Source organism: Nocardiopsis sp. NPDC006139 (genome assembly GCF_040614155.1).
Lineage (GTDB): Bacteria > Actinomycetota > Actinomycetes > Streptosporangiales > Streptosporangiaceae > Nocardiopsis > Nocardiopsis changdeensis.
Map to the genome: position 1 here is coordinate 40,451 of NZ_JBEXTT010000016.1, position 18,433 is coordinate 58,883.

16 protein-coding genes are annotated in these 18,433 nt (G+C 75.4%); 11 read left to right on the top strand and 5 right to left on the bottom strand.

The features are described from left to right. Positions 1–35 precede the first annotated feature (35 nt). Positions 36–614, top strand: a complete 579-nt coding sequence (locus tag ABZ249_RS20975; RefSeq protein ID WP_355265464.1) for a TetR family transcriptional regulator — start codon at positions 36–38, stop codon at positions 612–614. Positions 615–672: 58 nt separating this feature from the next. On the opposite strand, the gene ABZ249_RS20980 is transcribed toward ABZ249_RS20975, so the two are convergent. Further along, positions 673–1,155 (bottom strand): YkvA family protein, encoded by a 483-nt coding sequence (locus ABZ249_RS20980; protein WP_355265467.1) that lies wholly within the window; start codon positions 1,153–1,155, stop codon positions 673–675. A gap of 649 nt (positions 1,156–1,804) precedes the next feature. On the opposite strand from ABZ249_RS20980, the gene ABZ249_RS20985 reads away from it, so the two are divergent. From ABZ249_RS20985 to ABZ249_RS21020, 8 genes are all read left to right on the top strand, one after another. Continuing rightward, a complete protein-coding gene (locus ABZ249_RS20985) occupies positions 1,805–3,580 on the top strand; it encodes a hypothetical protein (protein ID WP_355265470.1) in 1,776 nt (591 codons plus the stop codon). Between the two features lie 57 nt (positions 3,581–3,637). Then, positions 3,638–4,420, top strand: a complete 783-nt coding sequence (gene cpaB / locus ABZ249_RS20990; protein WP_220562794.1) for a Flp pilus assembly protein CpaB — start codon at positions 3,638–3,640, stop codon at positions 4,418–4,420. Then, positions 4,417–5,772, top strand: coding sequence for an AAA family ATPase (locus ABZ249_RS20995; RefSeq protein ID WP_355265473.1), 1,356 nt, complete (start codon positions 4,417–4,419; stop codon positions 5,770–5,772). Before cpaB ends, ABZ249_RS20995 begins: the two co-directional genes overlap by 4 nt. A gap of 37 nt (positions 5,773–5,809) precedes the next feature. Then, entirely contained in the window at positions 5,810–6,199 is a 390-nt protein-coding gene (locus ABZ249_RS21000; protein WP_220565297.1) for a pilus assembly protein, read from the top strand. Between the two features lie 104 nt (positions 6,200–6,303). Beyond that, a complete protein-coding gene (locus tag ABZ249_RS21005; RefSeq protein WP_355265674.1) occupies positions 6,304–6,627 on the top strand; it encodes a TadE/TadG family type IV pilus assembly protein in 324 nt (107 codons plus the stop codon). Positions 6,628–6,726: 99 nt separating this feature from the next. Continuing rightward, complete coding sequence (locus tag ABZ249_RS21010) at positions 6,727–8,049, top strand: CpaF family protein (protein WP_355265475.1); 1,323 nt, start codon at positions 6,727–6,729, stop codon at positions 8,047–8,049. A 46-nt stretch (positions 8,050–8,095) separates the two neighbouring features. After that, positions 8,096–9,028, top strand: a complete 933-nt coding sequence (locus ABZ249_RS21015) for a type II secretion system F family protein (protein ID WP_220562797.1) — start codon at positions 8,096–8,098, stop codon at positions 9,026–9,028. An 11-nt stretch (positions 9,029–9,039) separates the two neighbouring features. Further along, positions 9,040–9,948 (top strand): type II secretion system F family protein, encoded by a 909-nt coding sequence (locus tag ABZ249_RS21020; RefSeq protein WP_355265478.1) that lies wholly within the window; start codon positions 9,040–9,042, stop codon positions 9,946–9,948. Here the strand turns inward: ABZ249_RS21020 and ABZ249_RS21025 are convergent. From ABZ249_RS21025 to ABZ249_RS21040, 4 genes are all read right to left on the bottom strand, one after another. After that, positions 9,945–10,592 (bottom strand): hypothetical protein, encoded by a 648-nt coding sequence (locus ABZ249_RS21025; RefSeq protein ID WP_355265481.1) that lies wholly within the window; start codon positions 10,590–10,592, stop codon positions 9,945–9,947. The two genes, ABZ249_RS21020 and ABZ249_RS21025, sit on opposite strands and share 4 nt — an antisense overlap. Before the next feature lie 147 nt (positions 10,593–10,739). Beyond that, the gene (locus ABZ249_RS21030) at positions 10,740–12,629 is read right to left on the bottom strand and encodes a protein kinase (RefSeq protein WP_355265484.1); all 1,890 of its coding nucleotides are present in this window, start codon (positions 12,627–12,629) and stop codon (positions 10,740–10,742) included. 189 nt (positions 12,630–12,818) lie between these two features. Next, positions 12,819–14,594 carry a S8 family serine peptidase gene (locus ABZ249_RS21035; protein WP_355265486.1) on the bottom strand — a complete coding sequence of 592 codons (1,776 nt, stop codon included), beginning with the start codon at positions 14,592–14,594 and terminating at the stop codon, positions 12,819–12,821. A gap of 269 nt (positions 14,595–14,863) precedes the next feature. Then, positions 14,864–15,784 carry a nitroreductase/quinone reductase family protein gene (locus ABZ249_RS21040; protein WP_355265677.1) on the bottom strand — a complete coding sequence of 307 codons (921 nt, stop codon included), beginning with the start codon at positions 15,782–15,784 and terminating at the stop codon, positions 14,864–14,866. 611 nt (positions 15,785–16,395) lie between these two features. Between ABZ249_RS21040 and ABZ249_RS21045 the strand changes: the two genes are divergently transcribed. Both ABZ249_RS21045 and ABZ249_RS21050 read left to right on the top strand, forming a co-directional pair. Continuing rightward, positions 16,396–17,652, top strand: a complete 1,257-nt coding sequence (locus ABZ249_RS21045; protein WP_355265489.1) for a DUF418 domain-containing protein — start codon at positions 16,396–16,398, stop codon at positions 17,650–17,652. A gap of 113 nt (positions 17,653–17,765) precedes the next feature. Further along, positions 17,766–18,401, top strand: coding sequence for a DUF998 domain-containing protein (locus ABZ249_RS21050; RefSeq protein WP_355265492.1), 636 nt, complete (start codon positions 17,766–17,768; stop codon positions 18,399–18,401). Positions 18,402–18,433: the final 32 nt, after the last annotated feature.

The following is an 18,433-nucleotide window of genomic DNA, read 5'->3' on the forward strand; positions in this document are numbered from 1 at the left end:
CCACCCCAGGGGAACGCAGAGAGAGGAGGCGGACGATGGTCCGCAGGAACCCCGAGCGCCGCCGCGCCCTGCTGGACGCCGCCATCGACGTGCTCGCCGAGGAGGGCGCGCGCGGGCTGACCTTCCGCGCCGTGGACGCCCGCGCGGGCGTCCCCACCGGCACCGCGTCCAACTACTTCAGCGACCGCGCCCAGCTGCTGCTGCAGGCGGGCGCCCACGTCCACGTGCGGCTGACCCCCACCGAGGAGTTCATGGCGTCGTTCGCCGACACCGCGCCCAGCCGCGAACAGACCCGCGTCGGCATGCACGACCTGCTGCGCCGGATCCGGGGCGACCGCAACGGCTACCTGGCCCTGCTGGAACTGCGCCTGGAGGCCAACCGCCACCCGGGCATCCGCGCGGAGCTCACCCGCACCATCCGCGACACCCTGGAGGACAACGTGCGCCTCCACCTGGAGGGCGGCTTCCCCGGGGACCGTTCCACCGTGATCACGCTCTACCTGGCGATGACCGGCCTGTTCCTGGAGTCCCTGACCCTGCCCGACGTGCTCGGCGACGAGGACCCCGGGGCGCTGGTGGACCGGATGATCGACACCATCATCCCCCCGGGCTGACCGGGGCCGGACGCGCCGAAGGCGGGCCGCGGCCCGCCTTCGGTGTCGTCTCGGGTGTCTAGCGCGGGGCCTTGCCGGGCTCCCGCCGCGGGGCCGTGCGGCCGGCCTCGGCGCCCTGCGGGGGCACGCCCGAACCCTGGGCACCCGCCCCCGGGCCCGCCTGCCCCCGGGCCCCCTGCCAGCCCGCGTTGGCCTGGGAGAAGGCCTGCTGCGCCCGCTCGTCCCGCTCCTTGCGGAGGAAGCGCTCGCTCTCGCCCAGCAGCATGGTGGTCAGCCACACGGCGGCGCCGACGTCGTCGGTGAGGCCGAGCAGCGGCACGAACAGCTCGGGAACGAAGTCGATCGGCGAGACGATGTAGAGCGTCAGGGCGATCATGCCGAGCATCTTGGCCGCGCTCATCTCGGGGTAGCGGCCCCGGACCTTGGCCCACATCATGCGCGGAACGGCTCCGGCCCGCTGCCACACGGAGATGTTGCCGTCCGTGTTCTGGATGACCTGCCAGGCGGCGGCGCCCGCGGCGGCGCGGTTTTCCTTGCGCATCGTTCGTCTCCTCTGGGGGGCGCGTGGCTTCTCACGATATGACGCGAAACCCGCTCTGATCGTTCCCGGTGGGACGGCCGTCAACCGCGAAGAGACGAATACGACACCCGACCGTGCACCTGGGGCAACACCCACCCCTGCGCCACCACCCTCCACGTCCGCCCCAGGGTGCGGGAAAAACGGGAGTGCGGTTGTCCACAACCGGGCCCTGGTCCCTGGTGACGAAAGAAAAAGGAGGGCATTCTAGGGGGGTCGCCAGAACGCCGCACACACGCGAACGCAGTACCAGAACAACGGACACCAGCCCAAAAAGGGGACACAGCAGACAAAAAGCCCAAGAGTCGACGACCAGCACGGTGACCCGGCGCCCCTCGTGGCCGCACGCGGTCGCCGGGACCCCCGGATCCCCCGCGTACCAGGGCCGCCGGAGAACGACGGCCGCCCCGCGGCCCGCCCCCACGTGCCCCGGGGTCCGACCCCGCCCTCCCCCGAGACCGAGATCAGCGCCCTTCCCCCGTCGATCGCGGAAAAACGCGAGGGCTCCCGCGCCCTGGCACACATTCGTTACGATGCGACCGAGTGGGGCATTCCACACGGAACGCCATCCGGCACATCCCACCCCAGGCGCAGAACCGATGGAGCTTGCCCAGTGTCCACAGCCCTACCTCGGTCGGCGACGGCCGTCGCCCTGTTGGCGGACATCCCCAGCACGGGCCACGTGGGCGAGGTCCGGGCGCAGCGCTTCACGATGCACGGCGACGGCATCGGCGAACGCAGCGCCGCGTTCGTCGCCTTCGCCCGGCAGCAGATCGCCGAGGACCGCAAGGTCGTCGCGCTGTACCCGTCCTGGCGGGAGGACGACGCCCGGCGCGCCGTGAACTTCGCCCGCGGGGCCCTGCGCACCGACCACATCGCCGGCGTCCCGCTGGACCTGGCGCCCCTGGCCCTGTCCCTGGTCGCCGACCAGCTGGCCTACCTGGCGCCGTACCTGCCGCCGGGCATGGTGGCCGCGCTGTCCGCCGAACTGCCCCGCCACCTGCTCGCGGGCGCCTGGCTCAAGACCGTGTCGGGGCTGGAGACCATCCCCACCTCGGTCCGCCAGCACATGGGCTCGTACGCGCCGACCGTGTCGTTCCTGGCGTACTGCGCGCCCATCCTGCGGGTGGAGCGGCTGCGGCCCGCGGAGGTGGCCCGGCGGCTGCCGTTCCGGCCGGTGCAGCCGGTGCAGCTGCTGTGCTCGACGCCCGACCCGGCCATCACGGCGGTGTTCGACGACAACCTCCCGCAGGCGATCCAGCCGGTCGCGACCCGCTCCCTGCCCGCGCAGCCGCTGGGGCCCGTGTACTGGGGCACCTCCAAGTACGTGGAGTTCGTGGCCCTGAGCGCGCACCCGCAGGCGCTCGCCTACGCGGCCGGGGCGGTGCGGGCCTCGGCCTGCTCCTGGTGCGGCGAGCCCATGACGGCGGCCCCCTGCCCGTTCTGCGCCTCCGGCTCGGCCCGCAGCCCCCTGCGGACCCGGATGTCCGGGCCGGCCGACGCGCACCCCCCGGTGACCGACACCGGCACCTGGACCCGCCCCGAACCCCGCCCGAACGGCGGTCGGCAGGCCCCGTCCCCGGACGCGGTCTCCCCCTGGGCCGCTCCCGGCACCGGCGGCCACCGCACCGCCGACCCGGCACCGGACACCCGCGGCGCGGCCGCGCCCCTTCCGGACGGCGGCCTCCCCCCGGCCGCCGCGCGCCCGCGCCCGCCGGCCCCCGCCTTCGGCGACCGGCCCACGGGCGCACCGGCCGCGCAGGGCCCGCCGGCGGCACCGGGCACCCCGGCCCCGGCGGCCCCCTCCGGACGTCCGCCCGCCGACACCGCCGCCGCGTGGGCCGCGCGGACCGGCGACGGCCACCGCACCGCCGCCACGGGCCCCGACCCCGTCCGCGCCCCGGGGTCGCAGACCCCGCCGGCGGACGGCCGCCGGCCCGTCCGGGAGCACCGGCCCGCCGACGACGGGGTGTGGGTGCGGGGCGAGCCCGTGCCCGGCGACACCGCGGCGGCGTGGGCGGCCCGGGCCGCCGGATCCCCGCGGGGCGCCCGCGAGGGCATCGCCGCGACCGGGCGGCGCGACGAGCACGACCGGCCCCCGTACGGCGACCAGCACCTGTCCCTGGAGGCCGAGGCCCTGCCGCCGGTCACCGTGGACGAGGACGCCTGGCACTCCACCGTCGACGGCCTCCCCCACGGCGCCCCGCGCCCCACCGCGCCCCGACCACCCGCCGACCCCGACCCCGGGGACCGCGGCGGAGCCCCCGCTGCGGACCCGCGGACCGCCGGCGGCCCCGACCCCCGACCACCCGCCCCCGACCGACCCGAGAACCCTCCGCTCGCGGGACGCGCGCCGCGCCCCGAAATCCCCCGGACCTACTCCCGCTAGGACCCCGGCCCCGGACGGGTCGCCCGCAACGAGCCTGGAAACGGAAACAGACCTCCCATGAACCCCCGTCAGCGACGCGGCGTCCTCCTCATGGTCGTGGCCGCCCTCGGAGCCGTCGCCGTGTTCTTCTCCGTGTTCGCCTACCTCGACTCCAGGGAGTCGCAGCTCGGCGACTTCGAGACGGTGCTGCGCCTGACCGAGGACGTGGACGCCTACCAGCCCCTGGGCCCGGACTCCGTGGAGACCGTGCAGGTGCCGGCCATGTACTTCGACCCCGAGGTGTTCCTCTCCGACCTCTCCGAGATCGAGACGCCCGCCGACCAGGAGCTCGTCGCCGCCTCCCACCTGGAGGCGGGCGTCTACCTGCAACGGGGCATGGTGCAGCCGCAGCCCACCCTCACCACCGGCGAGCGCGAGATCGCGATCATGGTCGACGCCGAGACCGGGGTGGCGGGCAAGGTGCAGCGCGGCTCGTTCGTCGACATCTACGCCACCTTCCAGCCCCGCGACCACGGCGAGGCCTGCGCCGTCCGGATCCTCACCGAGGTCGAGGTCCTCGACATCGGCGAGCTGCGCACCCAGGAGACCGAGGCCGGCGGCGTCGCCGGGGTCGTGCCGGTCACGTTCCGGCTGGACCCGCAGGCCGCCCTGCGCCTAGCCTACGCCGAGGACTTCTCCACCAAGATGCGGCTGGCCCTGGTCAGCGCGGCCGGGGGCGGCTCCCCCGGCGAGTCCGAGTTCTGCAGCCAGGACATGGACGACCTCGTCGGCCAGGGTTCCCCCGACGAGGGCAACGAGACCGGCGGGGACACCCGCCGCACCCCCGGAGGCGACCGATGAACTTCCGCGTCCTGGCGGGCATGCCCACCTCCGAGACGGAGATGGTGCTGGCCGCGCGCTTCGACGAGCTCACCTCCGCCGACCTGGTCGCCGTCCGCTCCACCAGCGCGGCGCTGATCGACGCCGCCGGCGAGTTCCCCGACCTCGACGTCGTGCTCATCCACCAGGACCTGGGCCCGGCCCCGGTGTTCGACGCCATCCGCGACCTGTCCCACCGGCACCCGCAGCTGGCGATCCTGCTGGTGTCCTCCGCCATGGACGCCGACACCTTCACCGGGGCCATGGAGGCGGGCGCCCGCGGCGTGCTGGCCGCCGACTCCGGCATCGCCGAGCTGGAGAACCGGATCGCCCGGGCCGCCGACTGGTCGCGCACCCTGCGCCGCCACCTGGAGTCCGCCTCCCTCGACCTGCCCGCCTCGGGTGTGCGCGGGCGGGTGCTGGCGGTCAGCGGCGCCAAGGGAGGGGTGGGCACCACCACCTGCGCCGTGCACCTGGCCTTCACGGCGGCCGCCGCCGGCCGGGTCGTGTGCCTGGTCGACCTGGACCTGCAGACCGGCGACCTGCCCGCGTTCCTCAACCTGCGCCACCGCCGCTCCATCGGCGACCTGGTGGGGGCCGGCGACGAGATCACCCCGGGCATGCTGGCGGAGACCCTGTACGTGGACCCGCGCGGCCCGCACGTCCTGCTCGCCCCCGAGCACGGCGAACGCGGCGAGGACGTCACCGCCCGGGTCGCCCGCCGGGTGCTGACCGCGCTGCGCTCCCGCTACGAGCTGGTGGTGGTGGACTGCGGCACGATCATGAACGAGGCCACCGCCATGGCCGTGGAGCTCGCCGACCGCGCCGTCGTCGCCGTCACCCCCGACGTGCCCTCCCTGCGCGGCGCCCAGCGGCTGATGGGCATGTGGGAACGCCTCCAGGTCCGCTCCCAGCAGGACGTGTACGCGCTGGTCAACCGGCACAGCCGCAAGAACGAGATCCAGCCGGACTTCCTGCGCCACCTGCTGGGCACCCGGGTGCTGCGCACGCCCGTCCCGGCCTCCTACCGGGGCCTGGAGCCGGGCGAGAACAACGGCGACCCCACCCGGGTCACGGACGAGGGTCTGCGCAAGGCGTTCTCCCGGCTGGCCGCCGAACTCGACCTGCTGAGCCCGCCCGCCCAGCCGGGCAACGGCAAGGGCGGGGCGCCCACCCCGCCGGGCGGCCTGGTCTCCGCGCGCACGGTGATGGAGGGCGGCCAGTCCACCCGGGACGTGTCGGGGTTCGTGCACGCCTCGGCCGACCCGCGCCGGTCCGGCGTCCCGGGCGGCCCGTCGCGCGACCCGGGCGGGCACGGTGTTCTCGGTGGCTGACCGCGGGGGCCGGTCGCCGGACCGGGGCGGGGTGATCGTGGAGTTCGCCGCGGTGGTGCCCTTCCTCATGCTGGCGCTGGCCCTGGTGTGGCAGGTGCTGCTGCTCGGCATCACCTCCATGTACGCCTCGCACGGGGCCGCCGAGGCGGCCCGGCAGGCGGCGGTCACCCCCGACGACATGGCCCGCATCGACGAGGAGGCCCGCAAGCGGGTCCGCGCCCCCTGGGACGGAGAGGACGTGATGACCGTGGAGATCGTCGAACGCGACGGTGTCCGCCACGCGCGCGTCACCCTGGCCATGCCGATCTTCCTGCCGGGGGCGTCCGGCCCCTGGGACATCAGCGCCGAGTCGCGGATCGTCACCGAGGTCGCCCCGCGCGGGAGCGTGGGCGACCCGGCCGACCCGCGGGGGGCGGGGTCGAGTTGAGCACCCGCCGCGCCCGCCGCCCCGACCGCCCCGGCCTCCGCGACCGGCTCCGCCGGGGTGCCCGGCACCGCGGCCGGGAGCGCCGCGACGACCGGGGCGGGCCGATGCTGGAGTTCGCCATGGCGTTCCCGGTGCTGCTGCTCACCGCGGTCATCGCCATCGAGGCGTTCCTGGCGTTCGTGGCCGCCGAGCGGCTGGAGTCGGCCGCCCGGGCCGGGGCCCGGGTCGCCGGGCTCCAGGGCCTGGAGAGCGCCGAGGCCACGGCGCGCGAGTCCCTGCCGTCCTGGCTCGACGACGCGACCGTCACCGGGGGCGCCAACGACCACGAGGGCTTCTACGTGGAGGTGTCCCACCCGCTGCCGGTGGTGTTCTCGTCCGCCGGGTTCGGGATCACCGTGACACGACGGGTGGACATGCCGAATGTGTGAGACGCAGGACCCGCGCGCGGGGGCGTACCGGACCGCGGGGGCGCGGAAGCGCGCCGCGGCGGCGGGGGGATCCGGGGGAACCGGGGGAAGGAGTCGGCGATGGGCCTGAAGGACCGGCTGGAGGAGGACCGCGCCGCGGAGGCGCGCACCGACCGCGGCAGCGTCACGCACTGGCGGCGGCGCCTGCTGGAGGAGATCAACCTGGAGGACCTGACCCGGCTCACCCTGGCCCAGCGCCGGGTGCGGCTGGAGAAGGTCGTCGGGCACATCCTCACCCGCGAGGGACCGGTGCTGTCGGACCGGGAGCGCTCGGTCCTCATCCGCAGGGTGGTCGACGAGGCGTTGGGGCTGGGTGTCCTCGAACCCCTGCTCGCCGACGAGAGCATCACCGAGATCATGGTCAACGGGCCGGACAACGTGTTCATCGAACGCGGCGGGCGGATGCAGCGCGTCGACGCCGCGTTCAACGGCGAGGAGCAGCTCTACCAGACCATCGACCGCATCGTCTCCCTGGTCAACCGGCGGGTGGACGAGTCGTCGCCCATGGTGGACGCCCGCCTGCCCACCGGCGAGCGGGTCAACGTCATCATCCCGCCGCTGTCGCTGTCGGGGCCGGTGCTCACCATCCGGCGGTTCCCCAAGCCGTACCCGATCGACGAGCTCGTGCGGATGGGCAGCCTGGACCAGGCCACCGGCGTGCTGCTGTCGGCGATGGTGCGCTCCCGGTTCAACCTGGTGGTGTCCGGCGGTACCGGCACCGGCAAGACCACGTTCCTCAACGCCCTGTCGGCGTTCGTGCCGCCCACCGAGCGCATCGTCACCATCGAGGACTCCGCCGAGCTCCAGCTCATGCAGGAGCACGTGGTGCGGCTGGAGTCGCGGCCGCCCAACATCGAGGGCCGGGGCGCCGTCGCCATCCGCGACCTGGTGCGCAACGCGCTGCGGATGCGACCGGACCGGATCATCGTCGGCGAGGTCCGCGGCGAGGAGACCATCGACATGCTCCAGGCGATGAACACCGGCCACGACGGGTCCCTGGTGACCGTGCACGCCAACTCGGCCGACGACGCCATCCACCGTATCCAGACGCTGGCGACGATCGGCGACGGCCGCATCCCCTACGAGGCGATCCGCGACCAGATCAACAACGCCGTGGACGCCATCGTGCACCTGGGCCGCTGGCCGGACGGGTCGCGGCGGGTCAACGAGATCAGCGTGGTGTCGTCCAAGCGCCGCGAGGAGTTCCGGCTGGAGACGGTCCTGCGGTTCGAGGCGATGCCGCTGGGGGCCAACCGGTCGGTGGAGGGGCGGTTCCGGCACTCCCCGCTGCCCCGGCACATCGCCGAGCGGATCTACCACATGGGCGAGACCGTGCCCGCCGTGTTCGGCGTGGTGCCCGCCGAGGAACGGAACGAGTGGTGAGGGCACCCGCGCCCCGGGTGGCCCCCGCCCCGCGAAAGGAGCCGCGGTGAACTGGCAGATGGCGGCGATCCTCGCCGGTCTGGCGCTGGTGCTGGGCCTCGTGCTGGCGGCGCTGTGGCAGTTCATCGCCAGCGCCGAACAGCGGCGGCTCATCGCCGCCCGCAGCGCCCTGGACCAGGCCGAGTACGCGGCGTCCACCCCCATGGCCCGGCTGGAACGCGCCCTGCACCGGACCCAGTGGGGTTCCCGGCTGGCCCGCCGGATCGCCCGCTCCGGGACCGACATGCGGGTGTCCACGTTCGTGGTCGCCCTGGTCGGCGGCTCCCTGCTGGCGGTGCTCGTGGTGTGGCAGGTGTTGGCGCCGTTCTTCGGCCTGCTGGCCGCCGCGGGGGTGGCGTTCCTGTTCTTCTCCTACCTGAACCGGGCCGAGGCCAAGCGCCGCGAGGAGTTCACCGGCCAGCTCCCCGACCTGGCGCGGGTGCTGAGCAACGCCACCTCCGCGGGGCTGGCGCTGCCGACGGCGGTGGCGATCGCCGCCGACGAGCTGGACGGCCCGGCCGGCGAGGAGCTGCGGCGGATGACCGAGTCCATGAAGCTCGGGGCGTCCTTCGAGGAGGCCGTCGCCGAGCTGCGCGAACGCATGCCGTCCCGGGAGCTGGGGGTGCTGCTGTCGACGCTGCTGGTGGCCTCCCGCTCCGGCGGTTCCCTGGTGACGGCGCTGCGGAACATCTCCACCACCCTGGAGAACCGCAAGGAGACCCGGCGCGAGGTGCAGACCATCCTCAGCGAGACCACCAGCACCGTGTGGGCGCTGGGGTTCATGTCGGTGGGGGCGCTGTTCCTGATCAACGCCATCGAGCCGGGCATCCTGCGCACCATGACCACCTCCCCGGCGGGCATCGGGGTGCTGCTGGTGGTGGCGGCGCTGTTCGTCACCGGTTTCGCGCTGGTCACCCGTATCACCAAGTTCGACCTGTAGGAGTCCGTCCGATGAACCTGGCCTGGGTCGTCCCCGCCGCGCTGTCGGCGGCCGCCGCACTGGTCGTCCTGACCGCCGCGTACGGGGTGTTCCTGATGATGTCGCAGACCCGGGTCCGGGTGGACGAGCCGGCGGGGCCGCCGCCGCGCACCCGGGAGGAGCGCACGTTCGTCCTGCACCGGATCACCGAGGCGCTGGGGCGGCCGTTCTCGGGGATGGTGCTGGAGTCGCTGGGCGAGACGCGGCGGCGCTCCATCGCCCGGCGCATCGAGGCGGCGGGGAGGCCCGACGGGCTGACCCCGGACCGGTACCTGCGGCGCAAGATCGGCGAGATCGCCCTGTACGGGTCGCTGGGGACACTGATGTTCCTCGTGGGGAACCCCCTGCTGGGGGTCATCGTGCTGGCGTTCGCGGGGCTCACCGACCTCAACCTGTACGTGCAGGCGCAGGAGCGCGCCGACCGGGTGCAGTCCCAGCTGCCGGACTTCCTGGACGTGCTCGCGGTGACCGTCAGCGCGGGGCTGTCGTTCCGCGCCGCGGTGGGCCGGGTGGCGGAGTCGATGCCGGGGGTGCTGGCCGACGAGTTCACCCTGGCGCTGCGCCAGATGGAGCTGGGCATCTCCCGCCGGGAGGCGTTCGAGATGCTGCGCCGTCGCAACCGCAACGACTCGCTGAGCAAGTTCGTGACCGCCATCCAGCAGGCGGAGGAGCTGGGCGCCCCGCTCAGCGACACCCTCGTGAACATCAGCCAGGACATGCGCCGCGCCGACGCCCAGTACATGCGCCGCAAGGCGCAGCGGCTGAACCCGCGCGTCACCATGATCACCGCGGTCACCCTGCTGCCGGGGCTGCTGCTGCTCATCGTCGGCTCGATGTTCCTGGGCACCGAGGTCGACCTCGGCACCATCCTCGGGGGCTAGCCCCGGCGGCGCTCCACGAGGATCGCGATCCGGGTGACCGCCACCAGGGCCGCCGACCAGAGGGCGTACCCGGTGTACATCCCGCCGCCCCGGACGATCTCGTCCCACAGGGCGGGCACCGGCTCCGCCCCGGAGCCGAACACGGCGGCGCCGGTCGCCACCAGGGCGACGGGGGCTCCGGCCACGGGGATCAGCCCGGAGAGGTTCGTCTCGACGGCGACGAACAGCAGCGCGGTGAGCAGGACGGGGAGCCCGTAGAGGATCAGGCGGTCGCCGAGCGCCCACTGCGCCAGCGAGGCGGTGTCGATCCGGCCGATGACGGGCAGCAGCGGGTACAGCTCGGCGACGGTGAGGGTGATCATCAGGCCGACGCAGATCAGCAGGGTGGCGCCGGCGGCCAGGAGGACCTTCGCGGCGGACAGGCCCAGGCAGGCGAGGACGACCAGGAGGACGGGGACGAGGGGGGCGGCCAGCCGGGCGCCGGGCATGGGGCCCCCGTCGAGCCAGTGGACGCACGCCAGCGCCAGGGTGGCGGCCGCCGCGGCCAGGACGACGCGGCCGCAGAACCCGAGGACCCCCGCCGCGGTCCGGAGCGCCCCGGCGACCGGTGGACGCCGCCGTTCGGCGGGGGGTTCCTCGCTCATGGGGCCTCCTCGGGAGCGCGGAGCGGGGCGGGACGCCGCCGCGGACGGCGACGGCTCTACCTCTCTCGGACGCTCGGCGGAGGAGGCGCGCCGTGCCGGGGGCCGCCGGAGGCGGCGGCCGCCCGGCGTACGCGCGCCGGACCGGGATCAGAGCACGCCGGTCCGGAACAGCATCACCACCAGCACCCCCAGCAGCACCGCGCCCACCACGGCCGCGTTGACCAGCAGCCCCGCGCGACCGCCCGGGGCCGGCTCGCGCACCATCGTGGCGGTCGTCCCGGCCGCCCCCTGCGGCGCGCCCCACGCCGGGGCCGTGTCGGCCGGGGCGTTAGAGGTCCCGGGCCCGCCGGGGGCCCCGGCCGAGCCCTCCGGGGTCGCCGGCTCCGCGTAGATGCCGAAACCCGTCCCCGGCGCGGCGGACGGCACCGCCGGGGCCGAGGGCGCGGCGGGGGCCGAGGGCGCCCCGGCCGAACCTTCCGGCGTCACCGGCTCCGTGTAGATCCCGAATCCCGCCCCGGCCCCGGCGGACTCGGGAGGCGCCACGGCCGAGCCCTCCGGGGTCGCCGACTCCGCATAGATCCCGGAACCCGCCCCGGCCCCGGCGGACTCCAGAGGCGCGACGGCCGAGCCCTCCAGGGTGACCGGCTCCGTGTAGATCCCGAACCCCAGCGTCCCCGCCGGCTTCACCGGCCCGGCGTCGGCAGCGGCTTCCGCGGCAGGCGCGTCGTCGGAGGCCGCGGTGGCGACCGGGTCGTCCGTGTCCGACGGAGAGGACGCTCCACCGCCGGCGGAGGCGCCCGCCGCCGCCACGGCGTCGGCAGCGGCCGACGCCATCGAATCGCCCGTGACGACCGTGACATCGGGGTCGTCCGCGGCGGCCGAGGTCTCCGGGGCGTTCGCGGCGGAGTCCGACGAGGCGTCAGAGGCGGCCGCGGCCTCCGGGGCGCCGGGGACCGCCGGGGTCGGTGCCCCTGCCTCGGCTGTGGCACCCGGGGCGGACGCGCCGCCGGGAACGGCCTCGGTCTCCGAGGCGGCGGAGGGCTCCGGGCCGCTCGTGACGGCCGCGGCCGCCGCGGCCTCAGAGGCGGCCGGGTCGCCCGTGTCCTCGGAGGCGGCAGAGCCACCCGGGACGCCTGCGGCGGCCGCGCCGACCGCACCGCCCGGGAGCGCGGCGCGCAGCCGCTCCGCCGCCGGGCCCCCGTCGCGTCCGTCCAGGTGCAGCAGCGCCACCGCCAGCACGTCCTCCGCCGAGGGCCGTTCGCCCGGTTCCGGCGACAGCGCCCGCGCGACCACCTCCCGCAGGCCCGCCGGCACCCCCTCCAGGTCCACGCCGTCCTGCCGGGCGCGCCGCTCCATCTCCACCAGCGCCGCCCGGCGGCCCAGCCGGGAGGCGGGCGACTCGCCGAACGGCTCCCGTCCCGTCGCCGCCAGCACCACCAGGGCCGCCCACCCGAACACGTCCGCGGCGGCCGTCGACCGCCCGTCCTCGTACACCTCCGGGGCCACCCAGCCCGGGACGCCCCGCAGCCCGGGCGCCTCCGGCGCGTCGGCCCTGCGCCCCAGCCCCGTGTCGAGCAGGCGCGGCCCCGCGCCGGTCAGCACCACCGCGTCCGGCCCCACCTGCCCGTGCGCGGTGCCCTCCCCGTGCAGCACCGCCAGCGCCTCGGCCACCGCGGCCGCCAGCACCACCGCGCCCCATTCGGGCAGCGCCCCGTGCGCAGCCACGTGTCCGCGCAGGTCCGGCCCCGGCTGGTCGGGCAGCACCGACCACGGCCGCCCGTCGTGCTCACCGGTCTCGATCGCCCCGACCGCGCACACGCCCCCGGCCTCCGGCTCGGGGAGCGGCTCCCCTGCCTCCCGCCCGCGCGCCAGGCCGAGCAGCACGGGCTCCCCGCCGTCGCGGCGCGCCGCGTACAGCACGCCGCCTCCGCCGTCGGACACCCTTCCCTCGATCCGGTACCCGCCGACCTCGCTCGGGTCTTCGGAGGTGAGGGGTTCGGTGCGCGCGCAGAGGCTCTGCGAGGGGTGCGGCGTCATGAGGGGTGTGCCTCCGTTGTCCTGTTCCGGTACCGGACATCGTCGCGCCTGGCGCGCCCACCGGCAAACCCGTTGGCCACTGGTGGCCGTGCGCCCGCCCCCGCGCGCCCGCGGACCCGTCCCGTGCGCGCGGCCCCTCCCCGGGGGATCGGGGAGGGGCCGCGCAGGGGATGGGTCGTGGGGCGGGTGTTACAGGCGGACCGTCCTGGTCGCCGTCGAGGTCGCCCCGTCGGCGTCCGTGACGGTCAGCGTGACGGTGTAGGTCCCGGGACCGGGGTAGAAGTGCCAGGTGTAGTCACCGCTGCCGGTGGTCCCGTCGCCGAAGTCCCACGCGTAGGACACGATCGGGGCGTCGCCCGCGGTGGAGGAGCCGGCGTCGAACTCGCAGAGGTACCAGAACGAGTAGCACCCGCCGTCGAAGTCGGCCGTGGGCCCGTCGCCTCCGCCGGGGGACCCCACCGACACGGTCGCGGTGGCGCTGTCGGTCGCCCCGGAGTCGTCGGTGACCGTGAGGGTCACGGTGTAGTCGCCCTCGGCGCCGTAGGTGTGCTCCACGGTGGTGCCGCTGTCGCCCGCGCCGTCGCCGAACTCCCACTCCCAGGCGGTGACCTCACCGCTGGAGGTGGAGCCGGAGCCGTCGAAGGAGCAGGTCAGGGTGGTGTCGTCGCAGGCGTGGGTGATCGACGCGACCGGCCCGTCGGGCGGGGTGGTGCCGCCGTCGGCCGGGAAGGTGGCGGGGTCGCCCACGTCCAGCAGCGGCTCGTGGTGGCCGTCGCCGGAGGTGTCGTCCCAGTCCTGGTTGCCGGCCGAGATCAGGGTGTCGTAGATCGCCATGACCCCGTTGCGGTCGGTGGGCTTGGCGTTGCCGACGGCCAGCAGCGCCAGGCCGCCCGCGGCGTGCGGGGAGGCCATGGAAGTGCCGCTGGAGCTGCCGTACCCGCCGCCCGGGACGGTCGAGATAATGCAGGACCCGGGGGCCGCGATCTCGACGACCTGGCCGTAGTTGGAGAAGTAGGACAGGGTGTCGTCGTCGTCCCCGGTGCACCCGAGCGCTCCGCCGTTGCCGCCGGGGGCGCCGTCGGAGTCCGCCATCGAGGACACGGTGAGCACGTCGGGGTGGTTGGCGGGGAAGAAGTTCGCCGCATCGCGCGAGCTGTTGCCCGCGGCCACCGCGAACGCCACCCCGGAGTCCACGGCCGAGGTGATCGCCTGGCCGAGCGCCTGGTCGGTGCAGCCCTCGCAGCCCAGGCTCATGTTGGCGACGGCGATGTCCCCCGCGTTGGCCGCCACGTAGTCCACGCCGGCGGTGATGCCGGCCAGGCTCCCGCTGCCGCTGGAGTTGAGGACCTGGACGTTCCAGATGTCCGCGCCCGGCGCCATGCCGACGACGCCCTCGCCGTTGTCGATGGCCGCGATGCTGCCCGCGACGTGGGTGCCGTGCCCGTTGCCGTCGGAGGCGGTGTTGGAGACGCAGGTGCCGCTGGTGCAGTTGACGGAGTTCACCACGTTGAGGTCGGGGTGGGCTCCGTCGACACCGGTGTCCAGGACGGCGACGGCCACGTCCGGGACGTAGTCGTCCTGCCCGTTGATCGCGAGGCCGGGGTTGTCGGGGGCGAAGGTGCGGGCGATGCCGTCGGGCACGTCCTGCTCGAAGGTGTGGACCGGCTGGTCCTCCTGGACGTAGGCCACGTCCGAGTCCCGGAGGAGCTCGGCGGCCTCGGCCGCGGTCATCTCGGCCGCGTAGCCGGTGAGCGCGTGCTCGTAGACGCCGATCGGGTCGTCGCCGTGGCGTTCGGCGACGTCCTGCGGGGTGGCGGAGTCGTCCAGGACGACGATGTAGGTCCGCTCGGTGGTGTCGGAGGTGTCGAGGAAGTCGGGGACCTCCTCCGCGAGGGCCGGTGCTGCGAACATGACAGGCAGCAGGGCGACGGCCGCGAGGGCCGCGCCTATCTTGCTCTTGCGCATGATGCGGAGAACCCTTCGGGGGGATGGTGGGGGACGGGGGATGTGGAAGGGTGGCCACCCGGGATCAAGAATCCGTCACGGAGGGCGACCCTGACCATACGTGTTCACTACGTAACTTCGTACACGTCGGGGGGTGCTACGTAGTGCCCCGGCGGCCACTACCTACCCGGCGCCCGCCGACCCCGTGAGCCGGTCGCGGCCTTCGGGGTCGGCGGTGTCCGAGCAGGTCGGCGCGGTCCCGGGCCGGTCTCCGGCCGACCGCGCCGGCGTCAGCCCGGCAGGGGGACCTCCGCGAGCAGGGGCAGCAGCCCTGCCTCCTCCTCGTCGAGGTGGGCCTCCAGCTCCCGGCTCATCCTCTCCAGGTCCGCGCGGAACGCGGCCGGGTCGGCGGTGGCGACCTCCGCCAGCAGCGCCTGGATGCCCTCGCGGATGCGGTCGACCTCGCGGTGCTGCTCCGACAGCCGCTCCAGGGTGCCGGCCAGGTGCGGGTACCGCTCCGCCAGGGAGGGGAACAGCATCTGCTCCTCCCCGTCGTGGTGGAACCGCAGCGACTCGCAGAACGCCAGGCAGTGCTGGCGCAGCTGGAGGCTGAGCCCGGGGGCGGGGACCTCCCCCTCCCGGGCCGCGCGCCCGTCGCGGTCGGCGAGGTAGGCGTCGGTCTCCTCGCGGATCCGGCGCAGGTGCCCGCGCAGCCAGCGGTGGACCTGCACCAGCTTCTCCGCGAGGTTCGCCGCGGCCTCCTCCGCCCCCGGGCCGTCCCCGGCGACCGCCGGTTCCAGCACCACCACGGGCAGGACCCGGTCGGTCCCGGCCTGGTAGTCGCCGTACCCGGGGGCCACCCGAACGGCCTCGGCGAACAGGCGGTCGCGGTCCTCGCCCTCGGCGGGGACGGCGACCGCGGAGAACTCCTCGGTGCCCAGCTCGACCCGGACCATCGGGTGGGCGAGCAGGTTGTGGTACCAGGCGGGGTGCCGGTCCGAGCCCCCGGCGGAGGCGATGACGAACAGCCGCCCGTCCGCCCGGACGTAGCCGAGCGGGCTGGTGGTCTCGCGGCCGCTGCGCGCGCCGACGGTGGTGAGCAGCAGCAGGTCGCCGCCCTCGAACATGCCGCCGACGCGGCCGCCGTTGGCACGGAACTCCGCGACCACGGGCCGGTTGAAGTCGCTCACGTACGGCTCGGGCCGGGCCAGCGGTCCGGGGCCGCCGGTCGCGGCCGGGCCGCCGCCGCGGGCGGCCTGCGAGGTGTCGGTGTCCTGTGTGTTCTGCAAAAGGTCTCCTCTCGGTACGGGGGAATGCGGGTGGGCGGCCGCCCCGAGAGGTCCGTGCGCGCGGGCGCCGCGGACACGGTTTCAGGGAAGAGGGGCATGCCGACGCCGGCGTCCGCGGACACGGAGGAACGCGGACGGGGTCGGGATGCGGGAACGGGGAGGCCGCCGGAGGGCGCGGCTGTACGCCGCACCGGAACGCGGATCAGGCGTGCTGGGTGCTCATGGTCGGCTCTCCCTCGGATCGTGTGCTCGCCCGTCGACCCGACCGGCCCACTGCTCGTGGTCGGGGACACGTGGCACGCGCGACACGGTATGCCATGCCCCGGGGCGCGTCAACCGCCGGGGCCGGGACACGGCGGGGGCGCGTCCCCCGCTCTCCGAGCGGCGTCCGGCCGCGGAGCCCGGTCCGGTAGGGCCCGCCCCACCCCCCATCGACGGGACCGCCCCAGCGACCGCGGCACCCCGCCCTCCGTAGTTTCGAAGGCCTCGGCGCCTCGGCGGAAACGGCCGATACCACGGAACAGGAGACACCGATGGCTTCGCACACCCCCCGGGACCGGACGGGGTCCGCACGGGCGGACGGCCCCGGACCGGCACGGCGCTCACTGGCCCCGGACCTCGCCCGCGGGTTCATGCTGCTGTTCATCGCACTGGTGAACGCCGGCTTCTTCCTCACCGGCCCGGAGACGGTGCGCACCCTGGCCGACCAGGTGGTGACGTTCGTCCAGCTCACCCTGGTGTCGGGGCGCGCGATCCCGCTGTTCGCCCTGCTGTTCGGCTACGGCGCGGTGATGATCGCGCGCCGGGTGCGGGCCTCCGGCGGGGGCTGGGTGCAGGCGCGCATCCTGCTGCGGCGGCGCGGGTGGGTGCTGCTGGCGCTGGGGGCCGCGCACGGCGTCCTGCTGCTGCCGGTGGACATCCTGGGCGCGTACGGGCTGGCGCTGCTGCTGTTCGTCGGCCTGGTGCGGGCGCGCGACGTGACGCTGTGGTGGACCGCCGGGGTGCTCGCCGCCGCGTCGGCGGCCGTCCACACGGTGTGGGCGCTGTCGCTCCCGGTCGACGGCGGGGACTCCTCGGTGGCCGCGCCGTCCCTGGTGGAGCCGTCCTTCGTCGCGGCGTCCGTCGAACGGTTCAACGAGTGGACCCTCTACACGCCGATCACGATGCTGCTGGTGGCGATGCCCACGATCGTCCTGGGCGTCTGGGCGGGGCACCGGCGCCTCCTGGAGGAGCCCGGGGCGCACCGGCCGCTGCTGCGGTCCGCCGCCGTCTGGGGGCTGGGCGCCGGTGTGCTGACGGGGCTGCCCAGCGCCCTGGTGACGGCCGGATGGGTGCCCGCGGGGCCGCGTCTGGACGGCGCGCTGGCGGTCCTGCACGAACTCGGCGGCTGGGCGGGCGGCATCGGCTGGGCCGCGCTGATCGCCCTCCTCGCGGCCCGCTGGGAATCCCGCCCCGCGCGCACGTCCCCGCACGACGGCACCCGGGCGCCCGTGCCCGCCCCCGGGCCGGCGGTGGCGGCCGTCGCCGCCGTGGGCGAGCGCTCCCTGAGCTGCTACCTCCTGCAATCGCTGGTGTTCACGGCGGTGTTCGCCCCCTACGGCCTGGGCCTGGGGGCCTCCCTCGGCGCGGCGGGCGCGGCCGCCGTGGCGGTCGCGACCTGGCTGGCGTCCGTCGCGGCCGCCGAGGCCCTGCGCAGGGCGGGCCGCCGCGGTCCCGCCGAGGTGCTGGTGCGCCGTCTCACCCGGCGCCGCGAACCCCTGGTCGCGCCCCCGCTGCCCCGCGCGGAGTAGGGCGTCTGCTCCCCGGGGAGCAGGCGCCGTGCTCCCCGGGCGGTGCCGGACCGCCCCGGGGTGCCTCCCGGCGGGGGACGCGGCGGCCGGCACCCGCTCCGTACCTTTCCCCCATGACCTTCTCCCCCTTGAACACGCGGACCGCGATCCTCGCCGGGAGCGGCCTGTGCGCCGCCGCCTTCATCCTCTCCGACCTCGTCAACCGTGAGATGAGCCCGGTCGCCGAGACCGTCAGCCGGTTCGTCAACACCGGCCACGGCTGGCTGGTCACCGTGGGCCTGGTCGGCCTCGCCCTGGCCGGGGCCGCCTCGGCCGTGCGGGTGGCCGACCGGCCCGGCCGGGTCCTGCTCTGGATCTGGGCCGCGGGGATCGCGGTCTCCGCGGTCTTCCCGGCCGACCCGCCCGGCAACTGGGCGGCCCCCTCCGTCTCCGAGACCGTCCACGGCCTGGCCGCCTGGGTGGCCCTGGGCTCCTTCACCACCGCCGCGGTCGTGCTCGCCCGCCGGTGGCGCGGCCTGCCCGGCACCCCGCGGGCGCTCGCCCCGGTCACCGCCGTCCTGGCCGCCTCCATGGTCCTGTTCGTGGTCACCCTGGTGGACGCCATGGCGTTCCGGGAGCTCCCGGCGCTGCTCGGCGTGACCGAGCGCGCCGTCATCGCCGCGGACCTGGTCTGGATGTGCGTCGCCGCCTTCCGCGTCCCGGCCGCCTCCGCCGCACCGGTGCCGGACCGCGTCCCGGAGCGCGCCTGATCCCGTGCACGGGCGGGGCCGCCCCGCCCGGG